Raw genomic sequence first — 18,290 nt, 5'->3', positions numbered from 1 at the left:
GTATTCTTGCTAATCTGATTTTTGAGCGAGGATTACCCACATTTGCTTATCGGTTTCCCGCTCCCAATCGCCGTGGTCTTCTATTTCAGAAACTATAGTGAGGCCAGCTTGCTTTAATTCTTCTCGGACATATTCAATGCCCAAAGAGTGCGAAGATACTTGTCGTTCCCTGGATTTGCCACGCACCCAATCTTTGAGTTTTTCCATGACCATGAGTTGCCCTCCAGGTTTCAGGGCACGTTTTACATGTTGAAGGATTTCTTCATGGGCATCCATTTCGTGATATGTATCAAAAATGAAAACAGCATCCAACTCGCCTTCCGGCAATTTTGGATTATTGGTATCGCCCAAAATGGTGATGATATTACCAAGATTTCTGTCCTGTGCGTTGGTTCGTAGCTTCTCCAAGCGATCCTCGCGAATGTCCACTGCATATACTCTTCCGGTTTCGGACACCTTTTTGGCCAAATGTATGCTCAAATAGCCTTCGTGGCAACCAATATCGGCCACCTTGTCTCCCACTTCCACTGCGGTCAAGGCAAGTAAAGATTGGGTTTTCATCCATTTGTCCCGTTCCTCCCAATCCGATTCGGTGTATTGTGCCTGTAATCCAAACACCGAACAAATACAAATGATCAAGGAGGAACGGAAAAATGTCATAGTCTTTAGTTTTTGATAAGCCCTTGACCTTCAATCCATGGTGCTCCCGTAGCTTTTAATTCAGACTCCAACGCGGGCAATGTGCTGTTGACCAATACGGACAATTCTTTTTTGATGTCCTGCAACTGGGCGTCCGCCCTATTCACAGCTGCCTTTTGGTTTCCAGTTGGTCCATAGGTATTCCCGAGCGCTACGGTTCCAATAAATACACCGTCGCTAGGTAAAGGAGGGTTCCGCTCCCCTATTTCATTTTTGGCCGGATTTCCATTCATTTTAATGTTTAAAGCTGATAATTGGGATTTTGCTTCAAAAATTTTGTTGGAAAGCGATGTGCTGGGGCTTTCGGCTTGTTCCATGGCCCGTTTCATGGCATCCACTTTTTGTAAACTTTTTTGCAATACGGTAGTGGTTGCGGTAAGATCTTGCTGGAACATCTGGAACCTATCTCGGAACGCATCAATTTCAGTGACAGGTTTAGCGGGAAGTGCACCTTCACCCAAAGGTTTTACTTCAAAGCTCTGGGCACTGGAAAGCTGCTTCAACTCTCCATCCACCCTTTGGTACAATTCCACGGAATAGGTTCCGGGTGTGGCTTTGTAGGGCGATGGCAAAAATTCTTCATCCCCTCCGCCACTGGACTCTTCCAATGGGATGCCATTTCGCTCCGCATAGGATAAATCCCAGGCAACTCGATTAAACCCTTTTTTGTTGGTTCCATCCACAGTGTTGACCACTTTTCCGGAACTGTCCTTTACCAAAAGTACCAAAGTGGGTTCTTCCTGAAGGGTTTCATTTTCAAGTTTGTCCCAACCGGGGAAAGGAATATTGGCCTTTTGTTTGGTGAGCTCTTTTTCTTTTTCGGTTCTTTCTTCTTTTAAGGATTTTAGTTTTTCGGGTAGATAATAGGTAAATGTGGCCCCGTAGGGTGGATTTTTAGCCGCATATTCAGAATGGCCTTGCCCGTAAACTGCCTCCCTTTCCATATACCAATAAGCCGGTTTTACGGCAAACAGCGTAGGCTCTTTTGTGGATGGATTGAAATCCCGTAGCGGTGAAATATCATCCAAAATATAAATACCACGACCAAAGGAACCTCCGACCAAATCATCTTCCCTTCTTTGAATGGTAACATCCCTAAAAGAAATTGTGGGTACTCCCCCATCCAGTTTTGTCCAGGTATTTCCCCCGTTATTGGTAAAATAGATACCAAATTCCGTAGCAGCAAAAAACATGTCCTTCTTTTTGTGGTCTTGTACAATTCGCCATGTAATCAAACGTTTCGGTAAATTTCCGTTGATAAAGGTCCAACTGTTGCCTTTGTCCGTGCTTTTGAGCAGGTAAGGCTTAAAATCTCCTTCCTTGTGATTGTCCAGAACCAAATAAACGGTATTGGCATCGTACAGGTCGGCCCTTACATCGTTGACGAATGCCCTACTTGGGACTCCCTTAATGCTGCCCATCATGATTTTTCGCCAGGTGTTGCCTCCATCTTCGGTAACCTGAAGAAGGCCATCATCCGTACCCGCATAAATGAGCCCTTCTTGAACCGGGGATTCGGCTAAAGAAGTGATGGTATTATAATTGGACATGGCATCTACATCCCAAGGATTGTCCCAACTTTGTTGGCCACCCATGATAGGAAGGGTCAGACGCTCCTCATTTCTGGTAAGGTCTGGTGAGATCGGGGTCCAGTCATCCCCCCTATTTTCCGATTTCCATACGCGGTATGAGGCAAAATAAATACGTTCGGGTTTGTGTGGGCTTACCAATATGGGGGCGTCCCAATTAAAACGTTCATGGGGTTCGCCTGCTTTGGGCTGTGGTTGTACAAAAACAGTTTCACCCGTGGTTTGGTCAATTCGCCATAGCCATCCTTGTTGAAACTCACCGTAGGTGATGTCTGGATTTCCGGGTTCCGTGGCGGATTGATGTCCATCAGCTCCCAGAGTTATCCACCAATCGGAGTTCAATATCCCAGCCTGGTTTTTGGTTTGGGATGGCCCACCATGGGAGCCATTGTCCTGAGTGCCTCCGTAGATATTGTAGAAAGGAGTTGAATCATCAACTGCAATTTTATAGTATTGGGTTACAGGAAGATTATCAAAAAACCGCCAAGTTTTGGTGTGATCATAAGATTCATACAAACCTCCATCAGTTCCAAAAAGCACATAGTCTGGGTCAGATTTTTTAAAGGCCATAGCATGACTGTCCACATGCTTTTTATCTTCATTCATTTGGATAAATGTTTTTCCATGGTCATTGGAAATCAATACAATATAACTCATCAAATAAAGTCTTCCTTCATGATGTGGAGAGGCGTATAATTCTTGATAGTAATGGGGTCCTGTTCCTCCTGAAACTGCATCGGATTGCTTGGTCCAAGAAGCACCACCATTTTCGGTAATGTACAATCCTCCTTTTTTTCGGTCCAATTCAATGGCCGCATAAACGGTTTCGTGGTCAAAAGGTGAAATGGCCAAACCAATCTTTCCCAAATTTGAAGTTGGAATGCCGTTTGTCAATTCGGTCCAAGTATCCCCTCCATCGGTACTTTTATGGATTCCAGACCCAGGTCCGCCTCCCATATAAGCAGCAACCGTTCTATGACGATCCCAAGTTGCAGCGTAAAGGACATCTGGATCAGTGGGATCCATTACAATATCGGTAACTCCTGTCCATTCGCTGTTACCGAGTGTTCTGTTCCAGGTTTTTCCGCCATCTGTGGTTTTATAAAAGCCTCGCTCTCCTCCTTTGGCCCAAAGTGGCCCTTGCGCGGCCACCCACACAATATTTGAATTCTCTGGATGGACAATAATCTTGGAAATATGCTCTGAGGTCTTTAGCCCAGTGTTTTCCCAAGTTTCGCCTTCATCATGGCTAACATAGACACCATCACCAAAACCAACATGCCTGCCTCCCACATTTTCACCTGTTCCTACCCAAATGGTACTGGGGTTGTTGGAATCAATGGTTACACATCCAATGGAATAGCTGGATTGTTCATCAAAAATAGGGGTCCAAGTGACTCCTGCGTTTGTAGTTTTCCAAACACCACCGGAACCTACGGCAACATACGAGATGTTTTCATTGGTTGGATGAATGGCAATATCGGCTATACGTCCCGAGGTCAATGCAGGCCCAACACTTCTGAATTCCAAACCAGCATAAGGGGATGGGTCAGGTTTTTGAGCGAATAATGAAAGAGAAAAAATAAGGGATAGAAGAAATGCAGAACAGAATTTGTAGTAGTGTCCCATATGTAACAGTTTAAGTTGAATTAGCATTGTAATATAACCAAAACTGCAAGCTTATTCGCAAAAGAAATGTGAAAAGATGCCAATACCTTTAAATTGGAATTCAGTTCCTGTCTTTTAGTCGATAAACAAATTTAAGCCCGCTCCAATCGCTGTCAATGGCAGCTACTTTGGTGTCCACCAATCCAATGGAAAGTAAATGTTCGCGCACGGGCTCCCGCTTTAAATCGGTTTGGATTTTGGACGTGCCCTTGGGCCAGCTTACCCAAAGGGCGCCGTTCACTTTTAGTGCTTCTTTACATGGGGCAGCAACCTTGACCAACTCCTCCAAAGTGGTACAGAAAATGTGGATGAAGTCCAGCTTGTCCTCCCCCAACCCTTTCTGAACATCCAAATTGTTTGGTAAATCTGTAAACAAATCCCAATAGTGTTTGGGTGCATTGTATACTAAAATGGAAAAACCATCTTTAATTCCCAGTTTTTTGGCCAAAGGTGTTCCTGAGTATCCTGATGAAGCTTTCAACATATTCCGATGAGTTGATTGAACTAAAAATAAATAATGTTATTGGATAAAATGCAACCAAAAAGTTGCTCGTTAAAAATATTTGCTTAATTTAGCAACCAAATAGTTGCGTAATTAATCAATAAATTAGACAATATGAAAGATGTAATCACAAAAGAACATGTATTTGAGCATCCAATCGGTAAGGTATGGGATGCAATTTCCAAGGCCGAAGAAATTTCTACTTGGTTCATTAAAGCTGACTTTAAGGCTGAAAAAGGCTACAGGTATACCTTTTCTGCAACTGAAGAGCAAGGCTGTACTCAGATAACAGGTGAGGTTAAGAGTGCAGACCCCTATACCTTGATTTATACTTGGATTGTTCAGAACACAGATACGGAAACCACCGTAAAATGGGATTTAAAAGAAGTTCCAGAAGGTACCAAACTGTACTTGGAACATTCAGGTATATCCAAATATCCTGGAGATTCGGCCGTATCATTTTTCACTAGTTTTGACAAAGGATGGGATAATTGTATTAAGGAGCTCCATTCATATATATCAAAAAAAGTTCATGCAGGATAATATTACCAAAATTTTAAAAGCAATCGCAGATCCCAAAAGGCGTGAAATTTTTCACGCCTTGATTATTGCTTCCTCTGCTCTGTCCATTACGCAGATTTCGGGTCAATTTGAGATTAGCCGGCAAGGGGTTACCAAACACATTAAAACTTTGGAACAGGCCGGTTTGGTGGAAATTTCATCAAAGGGAAGGGAAAGGTTCTGCATTGCAGACGCCAAGCCTTTAAAAAAAATAAAAGAATGGGTGAAATTTTATGAGCAGTTTTGGGATACCGCCTTAGATAATTTAGGCTCTTACTTGGATGAAAACGAACCTTAAACCTACTATTGTTTAAGTTCTAATTTTTCTAAAGCTTTTTTGAGACTGATTGCCACACCATTGGTCCATCCAAAACCATCCTGGGTAGGGTACTCCCCTCCCCCGGAAAGTAAGGAAAGGTCTTCCACATTATATTTTTCCATCATTTTTCCGGTGTTGGCATATACCCGCTCATTGAGTGTCAACCAGCGATGTGCTATTTCTTTGGCCTCTTGGTGATACCCGTAGTTTAATAACCCCTTAAACGCCAACCATTGCAATGGAGCCCATCCATTTGGTGCGTCCCATTGTTGTCCGGTGTGTTCCAAGGTGGTCATGAGCCCTCCTTCTTTTAAAAAGTTTTCCATGAGTACGTTTTTAACTTTCTCTGCTTGGTTTCGGTCCGCAATGCGAAAAAATAATGGGGTCACCCCAGCAAGCGTCATAGCGGGGGTAATGGAGTCTTTCTCAAAATTGTAGTCGTGGTAAAATCCTGATTCTTCATCCCAGAAGTACTGTTGAATGGCAATTTTCCTCAATTGAGACCTTTTGTCAAACTCACCCATGGCATCTCGATCTCCCCTTAGCTGGCATGCTCTGTACAAAGTACGCTCCATAAAATACAGAAGACAGTTAAGGTCTACGGGTAAGATGGAAGTGGTTTCGGTGGAGACCAATCCACCTTCTGCACCATACCATCTGGAGCTAAAATCCCACCCTGATTCCGCTGCCGACCTTAAATTTTTGTATAGTCGCTGTTTTAAGGAATCGGATTCCAGTGAGCTAGCCAGTTTAAAATCCTCCTTGTAAGCTTCGGGCCTGGGAGTATTTCCTTTGTCCCAATACCTATTTAGATATATGTTACCGTTCATGTCCACCACATGCTGAAAAGGTTTTCCTGGTAACGCTATGTCTTCTCCTTGCATCCAGAACTCGTACTCCCTGGACAATTCAGGTAGGTAATACAGAAGGAAGTTTTGATTCTTTCGGGCCAGTGCATCCACCATTAAAGCGTAATATGGGGGTTGTGATCGTGTTCTGTAATAATTTCGAGTACCGTTTGGTATAAAACCAATGGAATCAATCAAAAAGCTAAAATTATCCACCATACTTTTAGCAAGGGTATCATGCCCATCAGCCAAAAGTCCCTCTAAGGTAAAATAACTGTCCCAGTAATAGATTTCTTGGAATCTTCCTCCAGGAACCACATATTTGTGTGGTAATGCAATCCGGGATGAATTTGGAATTACACTATCCGGAGAGCGGGTAAGCCTATCCCACATCAAGGAAATGTGTTCGTACATGCTTTTGGTGGTGTCGGTTTCAAAAACCAAGGATTGCATGGACTTATCCTCAAAATTACGCTGCACAAAAGTCTTCAAATTAAACCCTTGCATTTCCTTCTGCTTCAGATATTCCTGTTCCAGTTTAGCAACCTCCTCCTTTGGGACCAAATCCACAAAAGTCTTGGAATCTTCAAAAATAGAGGACAACTGCACATCCTTGAACAGCTGGGTTTCATAAAAATTGACCTTTTGATCCGATTGACCCTCTTCTTTACAACCAATTACCCATAGCACAAGTAAGATGCCTAAAAACCACTTCTTCATTTCCTTGAATTTGAGCTTAAATATATGATAATAAGGCCAAAGGTTTATCGTTTTAAATCGTATACGATTTGTACATTTACATTATGAGCCAGATTACCATCCTGAGGGATAAAGTCAAAAACCATTTGTTGGGGCAGATAGAAAAAGGAGAGCTTGCCATTGGAAAAACAATTAACCTTGCGGCCCTATCGCGAACCATAGGTATCAGCGTTACCCCTATTCGTGAAGCTTTAAGCCAGTTAGAGCAGGCACGGGTCATAAACGCAGTTCCCAACCGTGGTTTTGTGGTAACGCATTTGACAAAAAAAGAGGCTTACAACCTTTATGAAACAGTGGCACAGTTGGAGGTTATGGCCTTGGAAGGCTCCCTATTTGGCGAGAAGGAGATTGAGGTGTTGAAATTACAGAAAAGGCGCCTACAAAATGAAAATAGCTTGAATGCCCGTTTTGAATTTCATCGTCTACTTGTTCAAAATTGCAATAATACCATTCTATTACAAACCTTGGAAAACCTAAAGGTTCGATTACGTTTTTATGAACAGAGTCTTGCAAGAGACGCTACTTTTTTTGATACGGCCAACCGTCAAAATGAGTCAATTATACAAGCCATAGAACAAGACAACATCCCCACAGCAGCTTTAATCTTGAAAATGAACTGGATGACAGTTTTGGAGTATGTTCAACGAGAAATAGAGAAAAACAAAGGGCAATCCATTGAAAATCAAAATAAATCAAACTAAAATTCGTTTCAATTTAAAAGATTTTCCCATGCAGTTTTTAAACAAAGAAATTGAAGCTAAGATTAAACGGAAAAAATCAGCCTCACTGATAAAAAAACAAATATCCTGCGGTATCTTTCAGGATTTGGAGCTTATGGAAATGGATTCCAAAAAGCCCCAATCCCAAAGTAAGCACTTGGATTAATCTTCAAATAGGGATTTATCCAACCCTGGAATTAGATTGAGCGCGTTTTTGTAATACACCTTCTTTAAAACTTCATCAGGGAGGTCCAACCCGTACATGGCCCAAAACGCATGGTATTTTTTGTAGTACGGAAAGTACTCGTCGGCAGTTTCCAATACCCTAAAATATGTGGGAAACTCTTCCGGTTTCCAGCTATCCTTTCCAAAGACAATACGATCTTGGTACTTAATGAAAAACTCCCGAGCGCGTCTCGGTTGACGTCCCAATTCCGCAATAACAGCCCCTATGCCAACACTCATATTGGGGATTTCATCCATCAACTCCCCTAGCCTGTCCAAATTATTGGCGTACCATCCCATATGCGCATTGATGAACTTGGTTTTAGGGTGTTTTTTGAACATGCGGTGTTGTTCGTCAATGATTTGCTGCCAAGGTTCTGGGTCTGTCGCGGTGCGTTTTCTTCTTGGATGTGTTTTAAGTTCCAGCCATCGTTCATTGTCACCGTCCATGGGATCCCAAAACGACTTTGGGTCGGCAGAATGAATAAGAACTGGAATGCCAAGTTCAGCACATTTGGCCCAAACGGGATCAAGCCTTGGGTCATCGACAGGAATTCGGTTTCCATTAACATCCGTGTTTCGTAACCCTAGACTTTTAAAAACTTTTAACCCTTTAGCACCATTTTTAACGTCTTCTTCCAATTGTTTTGCTGCCTGCTCGCCCCAATTGGGGTTTCCCACCCCGCTGTAATCCACATTGGCAAAAATGGCAAACCGATTGGGATAGTGCTCATTAACATTATTTAATTTGGCCACAAGATCATCCCCAGAACCACCACTTAAATTCACCATAATACCCTCGTTGATGTTATCCATGTCTGCAATCAACTCCGATAAATCTTGACCCGCCATGCGATACTGATGGCTATGCACATCAATAAAAGTGAATTTAGCCTTTTTCACAGGGTGTTCGGGAACCACTAAAGTAGATGTGGGATTGTATTCTTCAAAGCTCATCTCCTGTGAGTAGGTAAGTGAAAAGCTAAAAAACACTAGTAAAGTAATAGTATAGGTTTTCATATATAACTTATTTATTATCAATATATTGGTTGTATTCATTTTTTGTATCGATATCAATCTGTTTTCCATCTGGAAAAATAGGGATGGTATCTGATTTGTATTTTTCAATAATATGTCTGGCTCCAACATCCTGATTTAATTTTGAGAGTTCTAAAAATAAGGATGGATGGAACATTGCGGGCACTCCCAATTTTTTTCCATAGGAAGTGGCCACTATTTTGTATTTGTCCTTTTCAAATTCTGTTTTTATCTTTCTCAAATAGGAAAAATCTAGAAATGGCTGATCGACCAACATGATAAGAAGGCCAGATAAATTGCTATTTGATTTGAAAAGATGTTTTGTTCCCACTGAAATGGAGGTGCCCATTCCTTGTTCCCAACTTGGATTGTAAATGGTCTTCACATTATTTGGAATAATTTCCTTGATTTCATCAGCATGCGCCCCCAAAACCACAAATACTGATTTAGTGAGTAGCTTGGCTTGCTCAATGGCATGTCCTAAAAGCGTGGAGTCTTTCCATGGTAATAGCTGCTTGGGCCCGCCCTCCATTCTTGTGGAAGCACCGGCGGCCAATATGAGAACAGCAATGGACGTCATGGGCTAGCTATGTATTTTCCCCATTTTATCCTTTAATGATTGTGGCTCTTTGTTGTTGACCACGGAAAGAATTTCAGACAAAATGGAAATCGCAATTTCTTGTGGTGTTTCGGCACCTATATCAATACCCGCTGGACCATGGATTTGCTCCAAAAAGTCCTCGGAAATATCAGGAAAGCGCTCTAAAAGTTCATCAAAGAGCTTTTCCCGTCGCTGGAAAGGCCCCAACAACCCAATATAGGCACCCTTTTCCTCCCGTAGCGTCATTACAAATTGAAGGTCTTTCACAAAACTGTGGGTCATGATGACCACAGCTGTTTGTTCATCCAGGGGGTGTTGAAACATTTCAGGCTCCACCTGAATGAGTTTGTGAATGCCTGGAAAATCTTTTTTGGTCTTTTCTTCCCTGGGATTGGCCACCACGCTTACCTCCCACCCGGTCAATGCAGCATATTTGCACAATTGGACGGCATCATGCTCGGCTCCAATGATGACCAATTGAAAACAGGGATGCATTTCCTGTTCAAAAACGGAAAATTCTTGATTGGATTCACTGGTTTGGGAAACAGCATAACTGTTTTCGCCAAATTGAAATACCGAATGGTACCCCGTATTGTCACTTTGCTCTTTTTGAAAATAGGACCGGATAAGAAATGGCTTTCTGCTTTCAATGGTTTTCCAAAATTCAGTCAAAAAGGAATGTTCTGGATTAAACGGTTCCAATAAAATGTAAAGAACACCTTCGCACCCCAAGCGATAGCGACCATCATACACCATTACACGGGACACCCCTGTTGTGAAAACGGATTGTGCTTGGCGAAGCACCTCTTTTTCCACACAACCGCCACTTACGGCACCAATCATGTCGCCATTTTCAAAAATCAGCATACGTACACCGGGTCTGCGATAGGAAGATCCATCCAAGGCCACTACTGTGGCCAATATTGCCTTTTCTTGACGGGCTTCGTAATGCTGGACTATGGTCTTTAACTCATGTGTCATACTTACATCCTATTTCTGGTTGGGATAAAGGGAACAATTTTGCCTCTTGCTATTTCTTCCTTCGGAAGTACCTTTATGAAACCATCGGCTTTGGCCAACGCCAATAAATCCCCAGAACCAGTTGAGGAGATGGTATTGGCAACCAATTTCCCTTCCATCATTTTTACTTTAACCCCAACAAACAGTGTTAAATCAGTACTATTCCTATAGGGTTCATCTAAAAATACATCAAATTGCATTGTGTCCGTTCCCAAAGTTTTGTTAAGCCAGGGTTTAAAATACAGGTGATAGTTGACAAAAGTGGAAACTGGATTTCCTGGGAAGGAAAAAACAGTAGTTTCGTATTGTTTTTGCTTTCCGAACCAAAACGGTTTTCCGGGGCGCTGCAATACCCTGTGAAAAACCTTTTCAACCCCCAAACTATCAAAAGCCTCTGGAAGGAAGTCGTACTTTCCTTTGGAAACCCCTCCACTGAGCAAAAGTACATCGTAATCTTTCAGAAGGTTTTTCAGTGTTTGTTTAATGGCTGATGGTTCGTCCAATACATGATGGATATCCCCTTTAATTTTTTCATTTTCCAAAAGGGAAATCAAGGAGTACGAATTGGATTTCCGTATTTGAAACGGCAGTGGGGTTTTATCCACATTCACCAATTCATTTCCTGTGGAAATTACCGCAACTTTGGGAAGTTTTTTAACGGAAACTTTGGCTTTCCCCACCGTTGCCAGCACGCCAATCTCTGCTGCGGTGATTTTAATGCCAGACTGAAGTAAAACTTCACCTTTATGCACATCACTGGATTGATAATGAATGTTTTGCCCTTGTTTTACGAATTCATCAATGGTAAAAGTCTCCCCATTCTTTGTGGTATGCTCATACATGACCACCGTATCGGCGTTTTTGGGGACCATGGCCCCCGTCATCACCTCAATACAGGAATTCTCATCAGTTAAAACCAATTGGGGGCTGCCAGCTTGGGCTATGCCTGAAATGGTAAAACTTTGATTTTGGGAATTAAGGGCACCAAACCGAATGGCAATGCCATCTTTAGTGGATCTATCAAAAGGAGGGAAATCGCGGTCCGCTTCTATGGTTTCCGCTAATATTCTTCCATGGGAATCAACCAGTTCCACCATTTCATCCCCATAGTTTTGGGAATGTTCCAGAACGTTCTGTAAGGCTTCATCAAATGTAATCATGAAAAAAGTGCAATTTCCAGTCCGTTTTTCAACAATACTCGAATGCCCACAAACAATACCAAAATACCAGTCAACATTCGGATACGTTTGGCGGACAATTTACCAATACTGAGCCGAACACCTAATTGCCCACCGAGCAGCACGGCAAAAAGGAGTCCCAATATTTCGGGCCAAAATATTTCAAACGAATTGCTGGTCAACAATCCACCAATTCCCGAAACGGAGTTGACCAAAATAAAGAAGCTGGCCAAAGATGCTATTACGATGGGTTTGTCCCATTTCATGTGATTGAGCACGGGTGCCAAAAAAATACCGCCACCAATGCCTACCAGACCGGATAAAAAACCAATTCCGGCTCCTAACAGATAGGACATATACGGGGGATACTTTTTTACGGTAAAGTTTGAATTTAGCGCCATAGTCTGATAAATGAGCGCAATGGCCGAAACAATCAGAGCCAATGCCAAAAGGATAAAGAAAACCTGTTCCTTGAGCCGGAACGAGGCACCCAAAAATGCCAATGGAATACTGGTTATGACAAACGGCAGAAATTTCTTAAGCGATAAATGTCCGTTCTTATAATAAAGATAGCAGCTTCCAGTAACCACCGTTAAGTTGCAGAGCAAAGCCGTTGTTCGGATGGCAAAAAAGCTGGTTAGAACCAAGGTTAAAATGGCCAGATAACTGGACCCGCCGCCAAAACCTACTGCGGAATAGAGTGTAGCCACAACAAAGAATGCCAATGTCAATAAGACAAAATCGGTGGAACCTAGGGACATACGCTGGCAATTTTGTTCATCCCTCCTAGAATATTGAAGAATTGTTTGTTTGGATATTGCTTTTGAAATTGTTTTACGGCTATTTCACTCCTCTTTCCAGATTGACAGATGACATAAACTTTGTCAACGGAAGTAATATGCGTGGTTGCCAGATCCAAACTATCCAAAGGAATATTGATGGCTTCTTTTAAATTACGTTCTGTGAATTCTTCTTCGGTTCGGACATCAATTAGGGTGATGTTGGCTATGGACTCCAATAAGGATTGAAAATCTTCGGCGGTGATGGCAGGCACTACATCACAATCCAAAGGTTCATAAAAATCTTGTAGTTTTTTCAACTCCAAATTCTTAGGATTCAGTTTGAACCCGATTTTGGTGGATTGTTGGCTCAGACCATCAAATAACAAAAGCTTTCCAGAGAGCACCTCCCCTATTCCTGTCAACACTTTTATGGCTTCCAAGGCTTGAAAAGTTCCTATAATTCCTGGTATAACCCCCAATACCCCATTCTCATTGCAATTGGGCACCTCTTCGGCACTAGGCATATTGGGATAGAGGCAACGATAGGTTGGTCCGTTTTGGTAATTGAAAACACTCACATGTCCTTCAAAACTGTGCAAGGCTCCATACACAAAGGGCTTCTTTAGTAAAACACAGGTATCGTTAATCAAATAGCGTGTTGGGAAGTTATCGGTGGCATCAACCACTACATCATAGTCCTTGATTATTTCCAACGCATTGTCCTTGGTCAAAAAAGAGTCATGAAGGTTAAAATGGGTCTGTGAATTCTGCGCACTCAATTTTTCATGCACCACCTCCAACTTCAATCGGCCTATATCATGCTCTGTATACAGGACCTGCCGTTGCAGATTGTGTAGTTCAACCACATCTTGATCTAGCAATCCCAATGTCCCTACGCCCATGGCATTCAGATATTGGAGCGCAGGAAGCCCAAGTCCACCCAAACCCACGACCAAGACCTTGCCTTGGGACAGTTTTTTTTGTCCTTCGGGTCCAAAATCCTTTAGCTGGGTCTGTCTGGCGTACCTGTTCATCGGTCAAACTATTTTGGATTTGGCATACTTGTAATCCTCAATATAATTCGCATTATAAAGTGCTTCGTCACGTTCTGGAAAGACCAATTTTGTATCAGAATTGATCAAAAACTTGCGGGGGCATGAACTTTCTGCAGTTTGCATATGCTGAATTGCTTCCTGTAACCCACTGGGTTCCCAAATCGTGATTAATGGCTCGGGAAGTTTACTTTCTTTGGTGGCGAATGATGTTGCGCCTTGTTTTGGATTCCTGTTTTCCACCAAGTGTTTTAAAGTTTCCAAGTCAATTAGGGGTAAATCGCAGGCCAAAACCAACCAAGCTACGTCGGGATATGCCTTATGCGCACTTAATATACCATTGAACGGTCCACGGTATTCGTTTTGGTCAATGATAGTCTTGAACCCGGCAGGAATTGTATTGGTTTGCTCATCCCGAATACTGAGAAATACATCATCACAAAGTTCTCCCAACAATTGATAAAGGTATTCTTGTTGTGGAACATCATGGTAGGTAAGCAGCCCTTTGTCCGAACCCATTCGGGTACTTTTTCCACCTGCGAGGACCAATCCGTAAAGTTGTGGTGTGCTGGCCATAGTATTTCGTTTTATCCAAAAATTAACCTCCTATTGAGGTCATGGAACTATCAAATACGGTTTGGGCGTGTTTTTCCTGCGCCTCAAAACCAGTTTTTGCTCGGTTGCCAATGGCGCTGAGAATGGTTTCCTTTACTTTTTTTGTGTCCGATTCACCACGGACCAAATCCCGTAAATTGGCTACTGGTTTTCCATACAAACAGGTAATAACATCCCCTGTTGCGGTTATCCGAAGACGATTGCAGCTACCGCAGAAAGTTCGGCTAAAGGAGGGAATGATTCCAAAAGTCCCTGTATGCCCTTCAATCTTATAGTTGATGGAAGTTGATTCCTTCGGAGATTCCAGTTTTTTGTAATTGGGATAAGTTTCAGCGATATGCTCCAAAATGGCCTTGTAGTTCCATTTGATGGTGTTGAAATTTTTGGATCCGCCATTGAACGGCATTTCTTCCAAAAATCGAACGGAAACCTTATGGTGTTTCATCACATCCAAAATGGGAATGATGTCCTGTTCGTTCTGTCCATCCAACACAATAAAATTAATGCGCACGTTGAATCCCTCCGAAATCAAACGGATGAGATTGTTGTGAACCGTATCAAACTGTTTTCTGCGGGTGATGCGTTCAAAGGTCTCCCGGTTGATGGAATCCAAGCTCACATTAATATTGGTAATTCCCAATTCCTTGAGTTCATCAATGTAAGGACCAATCAATGTGGCATTTGTGGTTACGGAAATATCGTTAAGTCCTTCCAGTTTTGAAAGATGGCGCATCAACGACATCAAATTTTTCCGGACAAAAGGCTCGCCACCAGTTATTCGTATTTTATCAATCCCTTGGGAAACCAAAATTTCACTGACTTTCTTCAATTCCGACATGGATAACAACCTATCATTTTTCACAAAATTGATGCCCTCCGAAGGCATACAATAATTGCAACGCAGATTGCACCTATCGGTGACCGCCAGTCGTAAATAATTGATTTTTCTTCTGTGATTGTCTATCAGCATAAATCCGTTACTTCTTTTACAGTGGTAAGTTACCGATTTTGCATGGATTATCCCCCACTTACCGGAGGGATAAGTGCAATTTCGTCATAGGAATTGATGACTTGGTCATCCTCAGCATAGCTATTGTTGACGGCCACGGCTAAAGAGGACAGTTTGTTCAGTTCTGGATAGGTATTGCCCAGAAACGCTTTCAATTCCTTTACTGTTTTTGGTATTTTTTTTCCTGTTACGCTAGCTGTAGGAACGGACAAGGTGGGAGCTCCAACGATGTCCTTTGTAATTCCAAACAAGAGTATTGTCATATAATCAACCTATTATTTCTTTTTCGGGTACTTTTAAAAGTTCTGGTGTTTTGGTAAATGGTTGCTTATAAAGTCTATTGCCTGTGGCGGCTTTCAATGCGTTGGATACTGCACCTCCGGCTGGCGGCAATGTGGGCTCGCCCAATCCAGTTGGTGAAAGTCCATTGTCTATGAAATAGGTTTCCACGATGGGGGCTTCCTTCATTCGGATGAGTCGATAACCATCAAAATTAGTGGCGGTAGGTTTTCCATCTTTGAAGGTCAGTTCACTGTACATGGAATGTCCTACCCCATCCAACACACCACCTTCGACCAAATTTTTGGCCGCAAGCGGATTTACAACAATACCGCAATCCACTACACAGGTGATTTTTTTGATGACAGGTTCTCCATTTTCAATTTCCACATCAGCTACTTCAGCAACGTGGCTATTGTGACAGTAATAATTCACGAATCCTTGGTAGACGTTATCCGGTTTTTTGCCCCAACCCGATTTTTCAACCGCAGTCCGAATGACTTCTTTCATCCGCTCTGGGGAATATTGAATACTTTCATCCTCTTCGGGCTTAACATTGTCCAAAAGGTCCAAGCGTAATTGAATCTTATCAACTTCCATGAGTTCCGCCAATTCATCAAAGAAACTTTGTTCGGCAGAAGCCAAGAAATTGGTATAAGGTGCACGCCACGCCCCAGTGGTAATATTACTTTGGTACGAAGCGGTGTCAACTTGATAATTTGGAATGGCTCCTGCAGGGAAGAAATTGGGAACCAATCCGTACATATTGGAATTGACCGCCGCTTCCTTTAAATGATAGGCCGTAACCTTTCCGTCTTTCACTCCAGCTTTGATGCGGTATTTAATGGACATTCTATAGATGCCATCTTCCATATCGTCTTCGCGGGAATAGACCAGTTTTACCGGTTTCTTGGCTTTATCGGAAATTTCGGCAGCTTCAATGGCAAAGTCACCATAGAGTCTTCTTCCAAAACCACCTCCTATTCGGGTCATTTCCAAAAGAATTTCTTCCGGTGCCCTACCTAAGAGAGCGGATACAAAACCAGCGGTTCGCTCCGGAGTTTGAATGGGTCCCACCAAATGCACCTTTTCAGCAGTGATATCTGCAAAAAAGTTCATGGGCTCCATACAGCTATGCGGCAAAAAGGGCGATTCATAGGTGCGTTCCAAAACTTGGTCCGCTTCGGCAAAGGCTTTGGAGACGTTTCCGTCTGACCTTCGAGTGTCGAACTTATTACCATCCAAGAGGCCGGTCAAAATTTTATCGTGTTCTTCTGTACTTTCAGGTTTTGTGACTTCTTCCCACTCCGCTTTTATGGCATTTTTGGCTTTCATGGCCTCCCAGGTTGAATTGGCAAGGACCACCACTTTGTCGCTATCACTGATAATGTTCAGAACACTGGGTTCTTTTTCAGCCAGCTCCCGTACTTTTTCGCCAATAGTAAAAATATCGACTACGCCGGACATCGCTCTAGCCTCAGAATCATCATAAGAAACCAGTTTTTGTCCGAAAGTTGGACGCAAAACCGAAGCATACACCATGCCTTCTGCTTTATAGTCCATTCCATATAATGGTTTTCCGGTGATGATTTCATCGATATCCACATTGGGTGTGGGTTTACCCATGATTTTGTACTCACTGGGTTTTTTGAGCGGCACATTTTCAGGAACTTCCAATTGGGCCGCTTCTTTCACTACATCCCCATAACCCAGGGTTTCCCCAGCGGCATTGGTGATGATACCTTCGCTCACGGTACATTCGGATGGGTCCACACCCCAACGCGCAGCCGCGGCACTGACCAACATTTGCTTGGCCGCTGCTCCTGTTTGACGAAGGGCATCCCATCCAAATCGGATGGATTGGCTACCTCCGGCCACCTGCCGGGTGTAATTATTGGTGTCCAAAATACCTTGCTCTACGTAAACGTCCTTCCAGGCCACGTCCAGCTCTTCGGCTATGATCATGGGCATGGAGGTTTTTACGTTCTGGCCCACTTCTGGGTTGGGTGAAAAAATGGTGACCGCGCCGTTATCGGCTATTTTGATGAAGGCATTAAAGTCGTTATAATCTAAACTCGCCAAATCAATGGCGGGTTCTTGGATGACTTTGGGTTTGCACGCCTGGAAAAGGTTAAAGCCAATCAGCAAACCGCCTCCAGCGAGGGAAGAGTTCCGCAGAAATGACCTTCTACTAAGTGAATTATGTATAGGATTTGTTGACATTTTGTTGTTTTTTGGATGAAAAGGGAATTATTCCATGTTGTCCGCAGCAATTTGTACTGCTTTTCGGATTCTGGTATAGGTCGCACATCGGCAAATATTACCATGCATGGCGTTTTCTATATCCTCTTCTGAGGGATTCGGATTGCTCGCCAAAAAGGCGGAGGCGGTCATGATCTGACCTGCCTGACAGTAGCCGCATTGGGGCACATCAACTTCTTTCCAAGCTTCTTGAACAGGGTGTGTGCCATCTTCAGAAAGGCCTTCAATGGTGGTGATTGATTTTCCTTCCACTTGGGAAAGGGTTAAAGAACAGCTTCTCATGGCCGTGCCATCAACATGGATGGTACAGGCCCCACATTGTCCTATTCCACATCCATATTTGGTGCCCACAAGATCTAAATGATCCCGAAGCACCCATAAAACAGGGGTATCCTCAGCAACGTCAACCATTTTTGACGCGCCATTGACAGTGATTTGATACGTTGGCATAGTTTTTTGAATTGATTGTTTGTTGTTACTATTGTTGTTGAAGTTACCAAAAAATGAATGGAATGCTTCTTTTTTAACAGCACCCTCTTTTTTTTAACTTTTCTTTAAATCTATT

Annotated in this window: 19 protein-coding genes; 4 read left to right on the top strand and 15 right to left on the bottom strand. The window is 42.8% G+C overall.

Annotation, left to right across the window (positions count from 1 at the left end):
- Positions 1-9: 9 nt before the first annotated feature.
- From FG28_RS16885 to FG28_RS16875, 3 genes are all read right to left on the bottom strand, one after another.
- Positions 10-660, bottom strand: a complete 651-nt coding sequence (locus FG28_RS16885) for a class I SAM-dependent methyltransferase (protein ID WP_036384856.1) — start codon at positions 658-660, stop codon at positions 10-12.
- 5 nt (positions 661-665) lie between these two features.
- Entirely contained in the window at positions 666-3,917 is a 3,252-nt protein-coding gene (locus FG28_RS16880; protein ID WP_036386796.1) for a glycosyl hydrolase, read from the bottom strand.
- A gap of 100 nt (positions 3,918-4,017) precedes the next feature.
- Positions 4,018-4,440, bottom strand: a complete 423-nt coding sequence (locus tag FG28_RS16875; RefSeq protein WP_036384854.1) for a hypothetical protein — start codon at positions 4,438-4,440, stop codon at positions 4,018-4,020.
- A gap of 132 nt (positions 4,441-4,572) precedes the next feature.
- Between FG28_RS16875 and FG28_RS20265 the strand changes: the two genes are divergently transcribed.
- Positions 4,573-5,001: an SRPBCC domain-containing protein gene (locus FG28_RS20265; RefSeq protein WP_051947439.1), complete on the top strand. Its 429-nt coding sequence runs from the start codon at positions 4,573-4,575 to the stop codon at positions 4,999-5,001.
- Positions 4,991-5,317 (top strand): helix-turn-helix transcriptional regulator, encoded by a 327-nt coding sequence (locus FG28_RS16865; protein WP_036384853.1) that lies wholly within the window; start codon positions 4,991-4,993, stop codon positions 5,315-5,317. Before FG28_RS20265 ends, FG28_RS16865 begins: the two co-directional genes overlap by 11 nt.
- Before the next feature lie 5 nt (positions 5,318-5,322).
- On the opposite strand, the gene treF is transcribed toward FG28_RS16865, so the two are convergent.
- The gene (gene treF / locus FG28_RS16860; RefSeq protein WP_036384852.1) at positions 5,323-6,906 is read right to left on the bottom strand and encodes an alpha,alpha-trehalase TreF; all 1,584 of its coding nucleotides are present in this window, start codon (positions 6,904-6,906) and stop codon (positions 5,323-5,325) included.
- An 83-nt stretch (positions 6,907-6,989) separates the two neighbouring features.
- Here treF and FG28_RS16855 point away from each other — a divergent pair, with 83 nt between their 5' ends.
- Complete coding sequence (locus tag FG28_RS16855; protein WP_051947437.1) at positions 6,990-7,646, top strand: GntR family transcriptional regulator; 657 nt, start codon at positions 6,990-6,992, stop codon at positions 7,644-7,646.
- Positions 7,647-7,674: 28 nt separating this feature from the next.
- Positions 7,675-7,830, top strand: coding sequence for a hypothetical protein (locus FG28_RS20870; protein ID WP_197062621.1), 156 nt, complete (start codon positions 7,675-7,677; stop codon positions 7,828-7,830).
- Here FG28_RS20870 and FG28_RS16850 read toward each other — a convergent pair.
- The 11 genes from FG28_RS16850 to FG28_RS16800 are packed head-to-tail and all read right to left on the bottom strand — an operon-like array spanning position 7,827 to position 18,187.
- On the bottom strand, positions 7,827-8,909 hold the full coding sequence (locus FG28_RS16850) for an amidohydrolase family protein (RefSeq protein WP_036386787.1): 1,083 nt from the start codon (positions 8,907-8,909) through the stop codon (positions 7,827-7,829). The two genes, FG28_RS20870 and FG28_RS16850, sit on opposite strands and share 4 nt — an antisense overlap.
- 7 nt (positions 8,910-8,916) lie before the next feature.
- Positions 8,917-9,507: an NTP transferase domain-containing protein gene (locus FG28_RS16845; RefSeq protein ID WP_036384851.1), complete on the bottom strand. Its 591-nt coding sequence runs from the start codon at positions 9,505-9,507 to the stop codon at positions 8,917-8,919.
- 3 nt (positions 9,508-9,510) lie between these two features.
- Entirely contained in the window at positions 9,511-10,509 is a 999-nt protein-coding gene (locus FG28_RS16840; protein WP_036384850.1) for an XdhC family protein, read from the bottom strand.
- 2 nt (positions 10,510-10,511) lie between these two features.
- Positions 10,512-11,708 carry a molybdopterin molybdotransferase MoeA gene (locus tag FG28_RS16835; RefSeq protein WP_036384848.1) on the bottom strand — a complete coding sequence of 399 codons (1,197 nt, stop codon included), beginning with the start codon at positions 11,706-11,708 and terminating at the stop codon, positions 10,512-10,514.
- Positions 11,705-12,487 carry a sulfite exporter TauE/SafE family protein gene (locus FG28_RS16830; RefSeq protein ID WP_036384846.1) on the bottom strand — a complete coding sequence of 261 codons (783 nt, stop codon included), beginning with the start codon at positions 12,485-12,487 and terminating at the stop codon, positions 11,705-11,707. Before FG28_RS16830 ends, FG28_RS16835 begins: the two co-directional genes overlap by 4 nt.
- Positions 12,478-13,542, bottom strand: a complete 1,065-nt coding sequence (locus FG28_RS16825) for a HesA/MoeB/ThiF family protein (protein ID WP_036384844.1) — start codon at positions 13,540-13,542, stop codon at positions 12,478-12,480. Before FG28_RS16825 ends, FG28_RS16830 begins: the two co-directional genes overlap by 10 nt.
- Before the next feature lie 3 nt (positions 13,543-13,545).
- Positions 13,546-14,136 carry an NTP transferase domain-containing protein gene (locus tag FG28_RS16820; protein ID WP_036384842.1) on the bottom strand — a complete coding sequence of 197 codons (591 nt, stop codon included), beginning with the start codon at positions 14,134-14,136 and terminating at the stop codon, positions 13,546-13,548.
- 22 nt (positions 14,137-14,158) lie between these two features.
- Complete coding sequence (gene moaA / locus FG28_RS16815) at positions 14,159-15,145, bottom strand: GTP 3',8-cyclase MoaA (protein WP_081894442.1); 987 nt, start codon at positions 15,143-15,145, stop codon at positions 14,159-14,161.
- Between the two features lie 47 nt (positions 15,146-15,192).
- Positions 15,193-15,447, bottom strand: coding sequence for a MoaD/ThiS family protein (locus FG28_RS16810; protein WP_036384838.1), 255 nt, complete (start codon positions 15,445-15,447; stop codon positions 15,193-15,195).
- Between the two features lie 4 nt (positions 15,448-15,451).
- Positions 15,452-17,686: a xanthine dehydrogenase family protein molybdopterin-binding subunit gene (locus tag FG28_RS16805; protein WP_036384837.1), complete on the bottom strand. Its 2,235-nt coding sequence runs from the start codon at positions 17,684-17,686 to the stop codon at positions 15,452-15,454.
- Positions 17,687-17,713: 27 nt separating this feature from the next.
- Positions 17,714-18,187, bottom strand: a complete 474-nt coding sequence (locus tag FG28_RS16800) for a (2Fe-2S)-binding protein (RefSeq protein WP_394297394.1) — start codon at positions 18,185-18,187, stop codon at positions 17,714-17,716.
- Between the last annotated feature and the right edge of the window lie 103 nt (positions 18,188-18,290).

The sequence above is a fragment of the Muricauda sp. MAR_2010_75 genome (genome assembly GCF_000745185.1).
In the GTDB taxonomy this organism is placed as follows: Bacteria; Bacteroidota; Bacteroidia; order Flavobacteriales; family Flavobacteriaceae; genus Flagellimonas.
This window is presented reverse-complemented; position numbering and strand designations above follow the sequence as displayed.